13 protein-coding genes are annotated in these 14,121 nt (G+C 39.7%); 4 read left to right on the top strand and 9 right to left on the bottom strand.

The window, feature by feature from the left end:
- Positions 1-72: 72 nt before the first annotated feature.
- The 5 genes from napA to trmB all read right to left on the bottom strand — a co-directional run bounded on the left by napA (position 73) and on the right by trmB (position 4,777).
- The gene (gene napA, locus ACXVWP_RS02175) at positions 73-2,559 is read right to left on the bottom strand and encodes a nitrate reductase catalytic subunit NapA (RefSeq protein WP_289901553.1); all 2,487 of its coding nucleotides are present in this window, start codon (positions 2,557-2,559) and stop codon (positions 73-75) included.
- A 63-nt stretch (positions 2,560-2,622) separates the two neighbouring features.
- On the bottom strand, positions 2,623-2,886 hold the full coding sequence (locus ACXVWP_RS02170; protein ID WP_049367905.1) for a chaperone NapD: 264 nt from the start codon (positions 2,884-2,886) through the stop codon (positions 2,623-2,625).
- A complete protein-coding gene (napF, locus tag ACXVWP_RS02165; protein ID WP_289901554.1) occupies positions 2,873-3,415 on the bottom strand; it encodes a ferredoxin-type protein NapF in 543 nt (180 codons plus the stop codon). The genes ACXVWP_RS02170 and napF overlap by 14 nt, the downstream gene beginning before the upstream one ends.
- Positions 3,416-3,638: 223 nt before the next feature.
- Positions 3,639-3,980 carry a YggL family protein gene (locus ACXVWP_RS02160; RefSeq protein ID WP_049356286.1) on the bottom strand — a complete coding sequence of 114 codons (342 nt, stop codon included), beginning with the start codon at positions 3,978-3,980 and terminating at the stop codon, positions 3,639-3,641.
- A 50-nt stretch (positions 3,981-4,030) separates the two neighbouring features.
- On the bottom strand, positions 4,031-4,777 hold the full coding sequence (trmB, locus tag ACXVWP_RS02155) for a tRNA (guanosine(46)-N7)-methyltransferase TrmB (protein WP_289901555.1): 747 nt from the start codon (positions 4,775-4,777) through the stop codon (positions 4,031-4,033).
- Between the two features lie 113 nt (positions 4,778-4,890).
- On the opposite strand from trmB, the gene priA reads away from it, so the two are divergent.
- Positions 4,891-7,080, top strand: a complete 2,190-nt coding sequence (gene priA / locus ACXVWP_RS02150; RefSeq protein ID WP_289901556.1) for a primosomal protein N' — start codon at positions 4,891-4,893, stop codon at positions 7,078-7,080.
- 92 nt (positions 7,081-7,172) lie between these two features.
- Complete coding sequence (ftsN, locus tag ACXVWP_RS02145; protein ID WP_289901557.1) at positions 7,173-8,039, top strand: cell division protein FtsN; 867 nt, start codon at positions 7,173-7,175, stop codon at positions 8,037-8,039.
- 238 nt (positions 8,040-8,277) lie between these two features.
- On the opposite strand, the gene proB is transcribed toward ftsN, so the two are convergent.
- Positions 8,278-9,387: a glutamate 5-kinase gene (gene proB / locus ACXVWP_RS02140; RefSeq protein WP_297568856.1), complete on the bottom strand. Its 1,110-nt coding sequence runs from the start codon at positions 9,385-9,387 to the stop codon at positions 8,278-8,280.
- A gap of 141 nt (positions 9,388-9,528) precedes the next feature.
- Here proB and folA point away from each other — a divergent pair, with 141 nt between their 5' ends.
- Positions 9,529-10,014: a type 3 dihydrofolate reductase gene (gene folA / locus ACXVWP_RS02135; RefSeq protein ID WP_297568857.1), complete on the top strand. Its 486-nt coding sequence runs from the start codon at positions 9,529-9,531 to the stop codon at positions 10,012-10,014.
- Positions 10,015-10,216: 202 nt separating this feature from the next.
- Positions 10,217-11,542, top strand: coding sequence for an MFS transporter family glucose-6-phosphate receptor UhpC (gene uhpC / locus ACXVWP_RS02130; RefSeq protein ID WP_297568860.1), 1,326 nt, complete (start codon positions 10,217-10,219; stop codon positions 11,540-11,542).
- A 78-nt stretch (positions 11,543-11,620) separates the two neighbouring features.
- Here uhpC and pfkA read toward each other — a convergent pair whose 3' ends face one another.
- From pfkA to yaaA, 3 genes are all read right to left on the bottom strand, one after another.
- The gene (pfkA, locus tag ACXVWP_RS02125; protein ID WP_297568864.1) at positions 11,621-12,586 is read right to left on the bottom strand and encodes a 6-phosphofructokinase; all 966 of its coding nucleotides are present in this window, start codon (positions 12,584-12,586) and stop codon (positions 11,621-11,623) included.
- Between the two features lie 111 nt (positions 12,587-12,697).
- A complete protein-coding gene (locus ACXVWP_RS02120; protein WP_297568867.1) occupies positions 12,698-13,291 on the bottom strand; it encodes a hypothetical protein in 594 nt (197 codons plus the stop codon).
- Positions 13,284-14,060: a peroxide stress protein YaaA gene (yaaA, locus tag ACXVWP_RS02115; protein ID WP_297568870.1), complete on the bottom strand. Its 777-nt coding sequence runs from the start codon at positions 14,058-14,060 to the stop codon at positions 13,284-13,286. The genes ACXVWP_RS02120 and yaaA overlap by 8 nt, the downstream gene beginning before the upstream one ends.
- Between the last annotated feature and the right edge of the window lie 61 nt (positions 14,061-14,121).

The raw sequence follows: 14,121 nt of genomic DNA, 5'->3' as shown, positions 1-14,121 counted from the left end.
AAAATTTGACCGCTCTTATTTTAAATTCCCTTCTCTTGAAAGAGAGGAGTGACTAAAAACAAAAGGAAAATCCTACGCTTTTTCTACTTTAACCGCACATTTTTTATAGTCGGTTTCACCTGAAATCGGATCGGTTGCGTCCAATGTTAATTTGTTCGCAAGTTGGCCGGCATCAAAGAAGGTTGTGTAAATTAAGCCCTGAGGACATTTGTTACGACCACGGGTATCTAAGTAAGAAACCATTTCACCACGTCGTGTAATTAATTTCACTTTATCCCCATGACGTAAGCCATATTTTTTCGCATCCGCTGGGTGCATCCAAACTAAGTTGTTCGGGAACGCACGGTGTAATTCAGGTACACGACGAGTCATGGTACCGGTATGCCAGTGTTCAAGTACACGACCAGTACATAACCATAATGGATATTCTTCATCTGGTGATTCTGCAGGGTCTTCATAAGGCACACCTAAGATAATTGCTTTTTTATCCGGATAACCGTAGAACGCAACATCTTCGCCTGCTTTAACATACGGGTCAAAGCCTTCACGGTAACGCCATAAGGTTTCTTTACCGTCAACAACCGGCCAACGTAAACCACGTACTTGGTGGTAAGTATCAAATGGTGCTAAGTCATGGCCATGACCACGACCAAAGCTTGCGTATTCTTCGAATAAGCCTTTTTGTAGGTAGTAACCAAAGTGATCTGCTTCATCATTGATGTATCCTGGAACATCCGTTGGTACTTTATATTTGTTTACTTCACCATTCTCGTAAAGTACTTCATATAAAGTCTTACCACGATATTCTGGCATTTGAGCTAATAATTCTTCGCCCCATACTTCATCTGTTTTGAAGTATTTAGAGAATTCCACAATTTGCCATAAGTCAGAACGAGACTCACCAGGACCTTTCACTTGTTGACGCCATAATTGGGTACGACGTTCTGCGTTACCATAGCCCCCTTCTTTTTCTACCCACATACAAGTAGGGAGAATTAGGTCTGCTGCAACTGCAGAAACGGATGGGTAAGGGTCTGAAACAACGATGAAGTTTTCAGGGTTACGCCAGCCTGGGAAAATTTCTTCATTAATGTTTGGACCGCCTTGCATGTTGTTGGTACAAAGTTGCCATAAGAAGTTTAATTTACCATCTTTTAATGCACGGCTTTGTTGTACAGCTGGGTATCCAGGTACAGTTGGAATGGTACCTTTTGGTAATTTCCATTTTTTCTCAGCGATTTCAACGTGTTTAGGATTGGTTACTACCATGTCCGCTGGTAAACGGTGAACGAAAGTACCCACTTCACGCGCTGTACCACAAGCTGAAGGTTGACCAGTTAATGAGAACGGACCACAACCTGGTTTAGAAATTTTACCGGTTAATAAGTGTACGTTATAGATCATGTGGTTAACCCATACACCACGAGTGTGTTGGTTAAAGCCCATTGTCCAGTAAGAAACTAAGTTCTGTTCTGGATCCGCGTACATTTTCGCGAGGGTTTCAAGCTGATCTTTTGGTACACCAGAAATACGGTGTGCTTCGTCTAATGTATAAGGTGCAACGATTTTCTTGAATTCTTCGAAGTCAGAGTCATACATTTTACCTGCAGTTTTACGGTTTTTCGCTGCAACTTCAAGCGGGTGTTCTGGACGTAGACCATAACCGATATCAGTTTCACCACGTTTGAATTTAGTATGTTTATTAACGAAGTCCCAGTTTACTTTATCGTTTTGGATAATGTAGTTTGCAATGTAGTTAAGGATTGCAAGGTCTGCATGTGGATTAAATACGATAGGCACATCAGCTAATTCAAACGAACGGTGTTCGAATGTTGACATAACTACAACTTTCACGTTATCAGAAGAAAGACGACGGTCAGAAATACGAGACCATAAAATTGGGTGCATTTCCGCCATGTTTGAACCCCAAAGCACAAATGCATCGGTTTTCTCGATATCGTTATAGCAACCCATTGGTTCATCCATACCGAATGTACGCATAAACGCAACCGCTGCAGACGCCATACAGTGACGAGCATTAGGATCGATAGTATTTGAACGAAGACCAGCTTTCCAAAGTTTTACTTTTGCGTAACCTTCGTAGATGGTTGTTTGACCTGAAGAGAACATACCAACTGAATTCGGTTCTTTTTTCTTCAAGATGTCTTTGATTTTTTCCGCCATGATAGTGAAAGCTTGATCCCAAGAAACTGGTGTAAAGTCACCTTCTTTATGGAATTTACCATCTTTCATACGTAATAATGGCGTTTTTACACGGTCTGCACCATACATGATTTTAGAAAGGAAGTAACCTTTGATACAGTTTAAACCACGGTTTACCTCTGCATCTGGGTCACCTTGAGTCGCAACAACTCGACCATCTTTGGTTCCTACCAATACGCTACATCCTGTACCACAGAAACGACATGGCGCTTTATCCCATTTGATGCCCATATCTTCTGCCGCATCAACCTGTTTAACAGGGATGGTCATACCGGCAGCCGCTGCTGCTGCAAGCGCAGCATTGGCTTTCATAAAATCTCTACGATTAAGTTCCATAGTTTTCCCCACTCGTTGTTGAATTTTTTAGAATATACAAAATGGCATGTATACCTAAATTATTTATTTTTCATCTAAGTAATTAGAAATTAAAGAAACGACAATCACTCCTGGGATATCTTTAATTTCATCCATAAGATCCGCTAATGCTAATTGACGGTTACTTTCAAGGGTGACCACCAATTTGCCTTCATCAGATTTTTCGCCATGAATTTCAGCAGTTGGAATCGCTAAAATGGCTTCTTTGACTTGGTTAAGTTTTTCTGGTCTGGCTTGCACAACAATGCTGCATACATACCAGTTCTCATTTTCGCTAAATTGACTCATCGATATTTGTTTCAATATTAAAAATTTTTATTGCTTTTGTTGGGCAAACGCTTAAACAAGCACCACAACCATTACAACTTTCTAAATCTAAAATGGGTTTTGCCACACCACCAAGCTGTAATCGAAAACGGATGGCATTCATCGGACAGCTATCTTGGCAACTTCGACATTCCACTCGATTTTCTGTGAGGCACTGCGTTGTAATCTCAACTTTATGTGCCCAAGGCTCTTCTTCTAATGAACGAAAAATCGGTTGTTCGCAGACTAAAACACATTTTTGGCAGAAAGTGCATTCGCCTTTGTCAAATTGTATTTCAGGAAAACCACCATCACCTTTTACGATAATTTGGGTTTCACATACCAGTATGCAATCACCGCATCGAGTACATTTATCTGTAAAGTCTGTTTCGTTTACCGACCAAGGTGGACGGATAGCATTTATACCTTGAATTTTAGCGTTTTCAGAATGTAACGATTGTAAAAATTGCCCACGTAATAATTGTCTGCGAGAAGGATTTTCAATCGCCATATTTTTCTTTAAAGTTCGGTATTTTCAAGGGGAGCATTATCCAGTTCTAATGACAAGATAGTAACTACCTAAAAGGAGTAATTTTCAAAAAATATACACTTTTATTGAGTTAGATCAAGGATATTTTTAAAATATGTTATTAATGTAAATAAATTGTTAAAAAATAAGTGAAAATGATTATTAAATAGGGCGAATGATCCGCCCTGAAGTGTGCTTAAAAATATTACGCGTTTTTTGTTGGGTAATCCCACCAAATATCGAATAATTCGCTGATTTCGATTTGTTGCAATTTATTCTCTTCTAACCATTTTTGTACTAATTGGCGATGGCTTTCATCACATTTGCCGATTTTCTCTAAGCAAACTAAGCCTTCCCAATGTAAATAGCCGCTACCTTCATAAGCTAAGCCGTTTGGTTGAATCACTTCAGCAATAAAACGATCAACGGTTTCATCGATAGTTTCGATGCTGGTTCCTTCAGCAAATTGCCAATTCACTAAAAAGCCTAATTCTTGGAATTCAGCTAAGTGAAGTTTTTTACGTTGACGTTGATTACGAGTTGTCATTTCAATGTTCTCCTATGTTAAGGTAATGGGTATAGTCATCATCTCGATGATTATTTTTTCTTAAAGTATAAATCCCACACACCGTGACCTAAACGATGACCGCGTGCCTCAAATTTTGTGAGAGGGCGGAAATCAGGACGTGGAATATAATCTTGTTCGGCAGTATTGACTAAATTTTCATTGGCTGAAAGCACTTCAAGCATTTGTTCTGCATAGTTCTCCCAGTCCGTTGCCATATGAATAAAGCCATTTCGTTGTAATTTTTGGACGACTTGCTCTACAAAGTGCGGTTGAACAATACGGCGTTTATGATGTTTTGCTTTATGCCAAGGGTCAGGGAAGAAAAGTTGTAAACCGCCCAATTCGCCATCTTTCACACAATCACGTAAAATTTCAGTGGCATCATGGCAAATCACGCGAAGGTTTTTCACGCCTTTTTCTACTGCATAAGCAATACAAGCACCTACACCAGGTGTGTGTACTTCAATACCGAGATAATTTTTATCAGGATTCGCTTTCGCCATATCCACTAAAGATTTCCCCATACCGAAGCCAATTTCTAATATAACGGGGTTTGTATTGCCATAAATCGCGGCAAAATCAAAAGGGGTGTTTTGATAATCTAATCCAAGATCAGCCCAGTGATCGTTCATCATGTTTTTTTGAAAATCACTTAAGCGACCCGTCCGCAACACAAAGCTACGAACTTTACGTTTATAACGACCATCTTCTGTAAATTCAGCCGTTTCAACGGTTTTACGTTTTTGATCAGCAAAGGTTTTTTGCTCTTCTGTCATGGTTTTTATTCGCTTAATTAAAATTGGCGGCGATTATACACTAAAAGGCAAGGTTGTGGGATTTTTCCACCTAATTCCCGTATAATAGCGAAAATTTTTAATTGTTTTTTGTTATGAATATTGTCCGAGTTGCATTAGCCGTACCGCTTCCCCGATTTTTTGATTATCTCTATTCGCCCGACTTGATGCCAGTCGTAGGTGGACGCGTGTTGGTGCCTTTTGGTTCGCAAAAACGAGTCGGGATCGTGGTAGATTTGCCCGCTTCTTCGGATGTAGCAAAAGAAAAGTTAAAACCGATTATTGATGTGCTTGATGCTGAATCACTTTTTAATTCCACAACTTGGGATTGGTTAGCTTGGTCGGCTAATTATTATCGTGCAGCATTAGGTGATGTGTTGTTTCAAGCCTTGCCAGTCAAACTTCGTAATGGAGAAAGTGCGGTAAAAAATGACCGCACTTTTTGGCGTATTACGGACCTTGGAAAACAAGCATTAGAATCGGGTGAATTAAAACGCGCTAAAAAACAAATTGAAGCCTTAAATTTGTTGCTCACGCAAGATCTAGAAAAAGGTAACAATGAAATTAGTTCCGCAATTTGGTCATCCCTTAAAGGCAAAGATTATGTGGAAGAGATTATTGTGCCTACAGAACAAAAAAGTTGGCAGCAGGCTTTAGGGGATAATCCTTTAGTTAATCTTGATAATCGATTGACCTTAAACAAGCAACAAGCCCTTGCATTTAGCCAGTTACTTTTCCAAGAAGGCTTTAATGTGTGGTTGTTAGAGGGCGTGACCGGTTCAGGTAAAACTGAAATTTACCTGCAATACATTGAAGAAGTTTTAAAGAAAGGCAAACAGGTTTTAGTGCTTGTTCCTGAAATTGGACTTACCCCTCAGACCGTGAGACGGTTCCAAGCTCGCTTTAATGTAGAAATTGATGTATTGCATTCCAACTTGAATGATACACAGCGCTTAAATGTTTGGGAGCGAGCAAAAACAGGACAGAGTGCGATCGTGATTGGTACGAGATCGGCGCTCTTCACCCAGTTTTCAGATCTCGGCTTAATCATTTTAGATGAGGAACATGACGGCTCGTTTAAACAGCAAGATGGTTGGCGTTATCATGCGAGAGATTTAGGCATTGTGTTAGCGCAAAAACTCAATATTCCTATTTTGTTAGGTTCTGCGACCCCAAGTTTGGAAAGTGTGAATAACGTACAAAATAGTAAATATCATCATTTGGTGCTATCAAAAAGGGCTGGAAATGCGACCGCACTTCGCCAGTTTGTGATTGATTTAAAACATCAACGAATTCAAAACGGCTTATCCGAACCGCTATTGCAACGTATGCAAGAACACTTAGAAAAAGGCAACCAAGTGTTGTTGTTCCTTAATCGACGTGGATTTGCGCCCGTGTTGTTATGTCATGAATGTGGCTGGATTGATGAATGTCATCATTGCGAAAAACCTTATACTTATCACCAACATCAGCGCGTTTTACGCTGCCATCATTGTGGTGCACAAAAAACAGTGCCGATGCAATGTGGCCATTGTGGTTCAACACATTTAGTCACAACGGGTTTAGGTACAGAACAACTGGAGGAAACCCTAAAAGCACGTTTTCCTCAATATAATATTGCACGTATCGATCGTGATAGCACAGCACGAAAAGGCAAGCTTGAAGGTTATTTAGAGGATATTCAGCAAGGTAAAAGCCAGATTTTAATTGGCACACAAATGTTAGCTAAAGGACACCATTTTCCGAATGTCACTTTGGTTGCTTTAGTGAATGTAGATAATGCCTTATTTTCCCTTGATTTCAGAGCCGAAGAACGTTTAGCGCAACTTTATGTACAAGTTGCAGGACGCTCAGGCAGAGCTGAAAAACAGGGCGAAGTGGTTTTGCAGACACATTATCCGGATCACCCGTTATTAACCACCTTGCTTGAAAAAGGCTACCAAGCCTTTGCAGAAGAAACGCTGAAGTTACGCCATAATATGGGCTTGCCTCCGTTTAGTTTCCAAGCGTTGTTTAAAGCACAATGTCGTCATTCTGAAGAGGCGGAAAATGCATTGTCACAATTAGCCTCTTTTTTCTATGAACAAAAAATTGAAGGCTTGCAAGTGTTGGGGCCGATTCCCGCACCGTTCAGCAAAAAAGCGGGGCAGTATCGCTGGCAGTTATTATTACAGCATGCTTCTCGGAAACAATTACACACGGCATTAAGTCGGTACTCGCCAGAGTTAATAAAGCCTTCTCAAGTGCGGTTGATTTTAGACGTGGATCCATTGGACTTGAGTTAGCAAAATCCCCTAGAAAAATGCACAGTTTTTCAGTAGAATTAAGTATTTTTTACACTTTAATTTTAATTAATCGAATATTTTAGGATTGTATCGTGGCTCATCGAGATTTTGCCGGTCGAAACGGCTCAAAAAATAATAAAAAGAAAGCACAGAAAAGTTTCAATCGCAATACCTTAATTGGTCTTGCATTAGTGGCGGTATTAGGTTTTGGTTTAGGGCTTTATTTCTTAAAAAGCAAAACGCCTGAACCTGTAGTGACAACAACGGTTCAACCAGAAAAACCGCAACCGAAAAGTGTGTTACCAAATCGTCCAGAAGAAGTATGGCACTATATTAAAGAATTAGAAACCCGTACTGTGCCGGTGGATAATAATCCTTCTTCTGTTGAAAAAAATATGCGTTTGACGGAAGAGCAGCGTCAAGTGCTGATTCAAATGGAAAAAGAGCAAAAGGCAGCAGAGGAAGCAAAAAAATTAGAAGCTCAACGTAAAGAGCAAGAAGCAGCGAATACAGAAAAAACCACAGCTCAAGCACAACAAGCTCAATCAGCACAAACAGCTCAAGCTCAGCCAGCTCAGCAAACAGAAAAAACAGAGGCGAAAAAGCCTGAGTCAGTTAAAAAGTCTGAACAGCCGAAAAAAGCGGATGTGGTAAAAGCAGAACCTGTAAAAACAGAACCAGCTAAAATAGAGCAACCGAAAAAAGCCGAACCGAAACCTGCTGAACAGCAAGTACAGGCTGGTGGTAAAAAATTTGGTTTGCAATGTGGCGCATTTAAAAATCGCGCACAAGCAGAAAGTTTACAAGGTCGTCTTGCGATGGCGGGTGTAAATGCACAAATTATGCGAAATGAAGAATGGAATCGTGTCCGCGTAGGACCATTTAGCAGTCGAGATGCCGCAACTGCTGTTCAAGATACAGCAAAACCTGTAGCAAGCTGTGTCGTCATAGGAATGTAATGAAAAAATAAAACATTAAAAGTGCGGTACAAATAAAAATAACCGCACTTTTTTTATTTCCTATCACCGTTGTTATTACTGCGATAGCTATAGATGAAAAAATGGTTATCATCATGCCAATATCCCGCCCCTCTTTAGTCAATAAGGAACTACACTTATACCTCCTATATATTTACCCACTAAAATTGGCTACGATATTTTCAAGAATAACCTTTGAGTAGATGATAAATCTTTAATGCTATAACACAATCATATCATCGCGATGTAACGCAACTGCACCGTATTCATAACCAAGAATTTGCTCAATTTCCTGGGATTTTTTCCCTTTGATTAATTCCAACGCATCGCTGTTATAACGCGGCATACCAAGTGCAATCACTTTACCTGAGGTATTCTTAATTTTGACGACTTCACCACGTGAGAAACACCCTTCCACAGCCGTAATTCCTGCAGGCAGCAACGATTTATTCTGTACTAACATGGCATTTTCAGCACCCTCATCAATCGTCAGCATACCCGCTGATGGAGCTGCAAATAACCACTGTTTACGACTTTCGAGACGATCTGAATGATGTGCAATAAATTTCGTGCCAATTGGTTTATCGTAGGCTAAATCCACAATCACATCAGGTCGGCTACCTGGTGCAATTATCGTTTCAATACCTGAACGCGTTGCCACATCTGCTGCAATAATTTTTGTACTCATCCCGCCAGTACCAAGGTTTGTACCACTACCGCCTGCAATCGAACGAATATGATCAGTAATTTGCTCAACCACTGGAATCAATTTCGCATCTGGATTTTTACGAGGATCGCTTTCGAACAAACCTTGTTGATCCGTTAATAAATAAAGTTGTTCCGCTTGCACTAAAATCGCGACTAATGCAGATAAGTTATCATTATCTCCTACTTTTATCTCAGCTGTTGCCACCGCATCATTCTCGTTAATCACAGGAATAATATGATTGTCTAACAGGGCATGTAATGTATCGCGCGCATTTAAAAAACGTTCACGGTCTTCAATATCAGCACGAGTTAATAAAATTTGTCCAATATGAATATCATAAATCGCAAATAATTTTTCCCAGGCTTGAATCAGCTGACTCTGCCCTACTGCAGCTAGAAGTTGCTTTGACGCAATGGTTGGCGGAAGTTGAGGATGATTTAAATAATGCCGTCCTGCTGCAATCGCACCTGATGTCACAATCACGACACGAAAACCCGCTTGATGAAGCTGGGCAATCTGGCGAACAATATCGACCATGTGAGGCGCATTCAATTTTGGGGAACCATGTGTTAATGTGCTAGTACCAAATTTTACGACGATTGTTTTGCGATTTGCCGACATAGTTTGTCCTCAGTGAAAAAATAGAAAAGTGCGGTTAAATTAGCACTAAAATTAATAAAAATCACGAAAAAAACCATCTCAAATTCAGATTTTCTGAATAGCTATGATATAATGCAAAAAAAGAAAAATAGGATAGAAAATATGACATTAAGTTTGATCGTTGCGATAACAAAAAATAACGTCATCGGAAAAGATAATCAAATGCCTTGGCACTTGCCTGCTGATTTAGCCTGGTTTCGTAAAAACACTACGGGAAAACCGGTGATTATGGGCCGTAAAACTTTCGAAAGCATTGGTCGCCCACTACCGAAACGGACTAATATTGTCCTTTCACGCACGCCTTACGAACATGAAGGTGTCATCTGGAAAAATAGTTTTGAAAGTGCGGTCGATTTTGTCAAAGAATTTGATGAAATTATGTTGCTCGGCGGCGGAGAGTTATTTAAACAATATTTACCTAAAGCAGATAAATTGTACCTCACGCAAATTCAAGCAGACATTGACGGTGACACCTTCTTCCCTGAAATTAATTGGGCTGAATGGAACATCGAGTTTGAAGAATATCGCCAAGCGGATGCGGATAATCCCTATGATTGTCGTGTTTTTATTTTGCAACGTAAAGCATAAAACACATCTAAACCATCCTAAAGCAAAGTGCGGTCAAAACCTTAAAAATTTTGACCGTACTTTGTTCTTACACCATCAAATCAACGATTCATCAAGCCATTTTTTCCTATAAATCCCCAGTTTTTTGATCTGAGTCCCCTTTTGAAAGTCGGCTTTGTAATATACTGGAATAATTTATTATTATCATTAGAGGAGAAATATTATGGGTATCTTCAGTGTACCACCGGATCTACCGGTTACGAAAAGCAAAGAGGAGATCGACAAAACTTATCGTTACTGGCGATTACATTTGATGATCACTAGCTATATCGGATATGCCGTTTTCTATTTTACTCGTAAAAGCTTTAACTTCGTTATGCCTGCCATGCTGACGGACTTAGGGCTACAAAAAGCCGATATCGGGATCATGGGTACGGCGTTTTATCTTACCTACGGTGTGTCAAAATTCTTATCAGGTGTACTTGGTGATCGTTCTAATCCTCGTTACTTTATGGGGATTGGCTTAATGATGACGGGTGTCGTTAATATTCTATTCGGTATGAGTTCATCTATCTTTATGTTTATCACCCTTTGGATGATCAACGCCTTTTTCCAAGGTTGGGGATGGCCTCCATGTTCAAAAATTCTAAACACTTGGTACTCACGTAACGAACGAGGATTATGGTGGGCGATTTGGAATACCTCACATAACTTAGGTGGTGCACTCATTCCAATTTTATCTGGTGCCGTCGCCCTTTATTGGGGATGGCGTTACGGTATGATCGTGCCAGGAATTATAGCCTGTGTCATCGGTTTTGCTCTTTGTTTCTTATTGCGCGATCGCCCGACTTCAATGGGTCTCCCAACGGTTGGTGAATGGCGTAATGATATTGCTGAAAAAGAACATGAAAGTGAAGGTTTAGGTTTATCTAACTGGGAAATTCTTAAAATTTATGTGTTCAAAAACAGCATTATCTGGGCATTAGCATTCTCTTGGTGTTTTATTTATATTATCCGTACTGGTATCAACGACTGGGGTAACTTATATTTAACAGAAACCCACGGTTATGACTTACTTAAAGCAAACTCTGCTGTTTCTTTCTTTGAAATCGGCGGATTCTTAGGTGCGCTTTTTGCAGGTTGGGGGTCTGATAAATTCTTCAACGGAAACCGTACCCAAATGAACATTATTTATGTGTTAGGTATTATTTCAACTTCCTTAGCATTATGGTTCATCCCTAGCGATAACTATTTCATTATGTGTGGATTGTTCTTCCTGATGGGATTCTTTATCTTCGGTCCACAATTCCTTATCGCAATGGCGGCGGCGGAAAACTCCCATAAACATGCTTCAGGTTCTTCTACCGGTTTCGTTAGTCTCTTCGCCTATATTGGTGCAGCAGCAGCAGGTGCGCCATTAGCATGGATTATTCAATCTTTCCATTGGAATGGATTCTTTGGTAGCTTATTTATCGTTTCTCTCGCTTGTGCATTATTACTCATTTTAGTGTACTTCTTACAACGTAAGAGAAATAACCGAAAAGCCTAATCTACGGCATATAAAAATCGGGCTAAAACAATGATTATTTTAGCCCGATTTCTTTTGTTTTAAATAACCGTAAAAAGATTATTCTAAACGTTTAGCCATTTCTAACCAATCTGCTTTAAATTCACGGCGCATATTGTTAATTGCATCAATAATATCATGGTGAACTAATTTTTCATTTTGAATGCCCACGCAGTAGCCACCTTTCCCTTGTAACAATAAGTCTACTGCATACGAGCCCATACGAGAACCTAAGATTCGGTCAAAAGCACAAGGTGAGCCACCACGTTGAATATGGCCTAATACCGTTGCTCGAGTTTCATGTCCTACTCTGGATTCTATTTCGTGAGCTAAAGAATGCACATCTGTAATTAATTCAGTAATCGCAATAATCGCATGGCGTTTTCCGCGAATAATACTGCGTTCAATTTGGCGAATTAATTCTTCACGATTAAATTCCATTTCAGATGCCACGATATATTCACAACCACCGGCAATACCTGCAGAAATAGTTAAGTCACTACAGTGACGACCCATGATTTCTACGATAGAAATACGTTGGTGAGAACTTGAGGTGTCACGCAAACGATCAATGGCGTCCACTGCTGTTTGTAGGGCTGTTTGATAACCGATTGTGTAATCCGTGCCTGCTACATCGTTATCAATCGTGCCTGGAATACCTACGCAAGGGAAACCATGTTCTTCTGTGAGCAATTTTGCCCCCATATAAGAACCGTCCCCCCCGATAACTACTAAGGCATCAATACCATGTGAACGTAAAATTTCCGCACATTTCTCACGGACGGCAGGATCCTTAAATTCAGGGAAACGAGCAGACCCTAAGAATGTACCACCACGGTTAATCACATCTGATACACTATAACGGTTTAGCTGTTTGATTTTATTGTTATATAAGCCTTGATAACCATCGTAAATCCCAAATACTTCAAGCCCTTCTGCAAGTGCTGCTCGTACAACAGCACGAATAGCAGCATTCATGCCTGGTGCATCGCCACCACTGGTTAATACCGCAATTTTTTTAATCATACTTACCTACTTTGCATTCTAAAAATAACTGATAATAAGATTACACTATCCACTATTTCTGCTCTAGCAAAATTTTTAAAATTTACGCCAGATTTGATCTAGTTATAAGTTTTAGTGATTAAAATGATTTTCACACTTCCAAGACAAATCTGCTTTTTGTAGTGTCTTACTTTCTTTCGCCACTAAATATTTTTCTAAATGTCTTACTATCTTTACTTTACTTAAACGTTGAAATTTTTTACCTTGTTCTACTTTTTGAGAATATTGATATTGTACAAAACCACAAGAAGGAATATTTTTTCCTTTTGCAATATCTACCTGCCAAGATGGATTCTGTTCTGTTGGTGCATAAATGACATAACCAGTTAACTCTGTGGCAGGCTTTTTCGGATTCGTTGAATTAGCAAGGATTTTGAAATCTTTTACACCTAAATTACGGTATACCTTCTCACGTAATGTCACGCGTTGTTCTATAGTACGAACCAGATCGCGATCAAACAACACTTCAATCTGAGATTGCCAATTTTCTAATGTATCTGGCTCCATCAGATAAACGTAACGTGCAATCGTCCCCAAATCTTGGCTTGCAGTAAGCTTATAGGTTTTGCCGTTGTACTCAATTTTTTCAGGCGTTTGAAGCTGACTCACCTTTGCCGCACAACCTGAGAGTAAAAGTGCGGTCAATATAACAAGAATTTTATTCATTAATATCTCGCTTAAATACAAATTCTTTTTCAGTAGAGGATGCTGCATCAAACCAATAACCACCAAGGTTAAACTCTTTCAGTTGTTCAACACACTGTAAACGATTTTGAATGATAAAACGACACATTAAACCACGAGCTTTTTTCGCATAAAAGCTGATCACTTTGTATTGACCATTCTTATTATCTAAGAAAACTGGCTTAACAATCTGTGCGTCTAATTGGCTCTCTTTCACTGATTTATAATACTCATCTGAAGCTAAATTGATCAACACACGATCACCTTGCTCATCAAGTGCCTGTTGTACAGATTGAGTGATGATATTTCCCCAAAAAGCATAAAGATCTTTCCCTTTTGGATTCGCTAACTTTGTGCCCATTTCCAAGCGGTAAGGTTGCATTAAATCGAGGGGTTTAAGTAAGCCATATAGGCCAGAAAGCATACGTAAATGATGTTGAGCGAATTGTACATCTTCATCAGATAAACTATCAGCATCTAAGCCGGTGTAAACATCACCTTTGAATGCCCAAATGGCTGCGCGTGAATTTTTTTCGTTGTGAGATTTTGTCCATTCCGCAAAACGAGCGACATTTAGGCCTGCAAGTTTATCGCTGATAGACATTAAGGAAGAAAGATCTTGGGGAGATAATTGACGGCAGATTTCAATCAGTTGTTCACTATAATCCGTCAAGTGCGGTTGAGAAACAGGCAGATTTCTGACCGCACTTTCAAAATCTAAGGTTTTTGCTGGGGAAATAATGGCTAACATAGGTTCTCCTTTCTAAAACGAAACCGTATCTTAGCACAGGATAGCCTCCTCGCTCCACCCC

It is taken from the genome of Haemophilus sp. SZY H56, from assembly GCF_054332415.1.
Note: the sequence above shows the minus strand (reverse complement) of the source record. Positions and strands in the feature narration are given on the sequence as shown.

What these genes read in the sequence shown, in the direction of transcription:
- napA (WP_289901553.1), bottom strand. Translation starts at nt 2,559, where the DNA reads ATGGAACTTAATCGTAGAGATTTTATGAAAGCCAATGCTGCGCTTGCA.
- ACXVWP_RS02170 (WP_049367905.1), bottom strand. Translation starts at nt 2,886, where the DNA reads ATGAGTCAATTTAGCGAAAATGAGAACTGGTATGTATGCAGCATTGTT.
- napF (WP_289901554.1), bottom strand. Translation starts at nt 3,415, where the DNA reads ATGGCGATTGAAAATCCTTCTCGCAGACAATTATTACGTGGGCAATTT.
- ACXVWP_RS02160 (WP_049356286.1), bottom strand. Translation starts at nt 3,980, where the DNA reads ATGACAACTCGTAATCAACGTCAACGTAAAAAACTTCACTTAGCTGAA.
- trmB (WP_289901555.1), bottom strand. Translation starts at nt 4,777, where the DNA reads ATGACAGAAGAGCAAAAAACCTTTGCTGATCAAAAACGTAAAACCGTT.
- priA (WP_289901556.1), top strand. Translation starts at nt 4,891, where the DNA reads ATGAATATTGTCCGAGTTGCATTAGCCGTACCGCTTCCCCGATTTTTT.
- proB (WP_297568856.1), bottom strand. Translation starts at nt 9,387, where the DNA reads ATGTCGGCAAATCGCAAAACAATCGTCGTAAAATTTGGTACTAGCACA.
- folA (WP_297568857.1), top strand. Translation starts at nt 9,529, where the DNA reads ATGACATTAAGTTTGATCGTTGCGATAACAAAAAATAACGTCATCGGA.
- uhpC (WP_297568860.1), top strand. Translation starts at nt 10,217, where the DNA reads ATGGGTATCTTCAGTGTACCACCGGATCTACCGGTTACGAAAAGCAAA.
- pfkA (WP_297568864.1), bottom strand. Translation starts at nt 12,586, where the DNA reads ATGATTAAAAAAATTGCGGTATTAACCAGTGGTGGCGATGCACCAGGC.
- ACXVWP_RS02120 (WP_297568867.1), bottom strand. Translation starts at nt 13,291, where the DNA reads ATGAATAAAATTCTTGTTATATTGACCGCACTTTTACTCTCAGGTTGT.
- yaaA (WP_297568870.1), bottom strand. Translation starts at nt 14,060, where the DNA reads ATGTTAGCCATTATTTCCCCAGCAAAAACCTTAGATTTTGAAAGTGCG.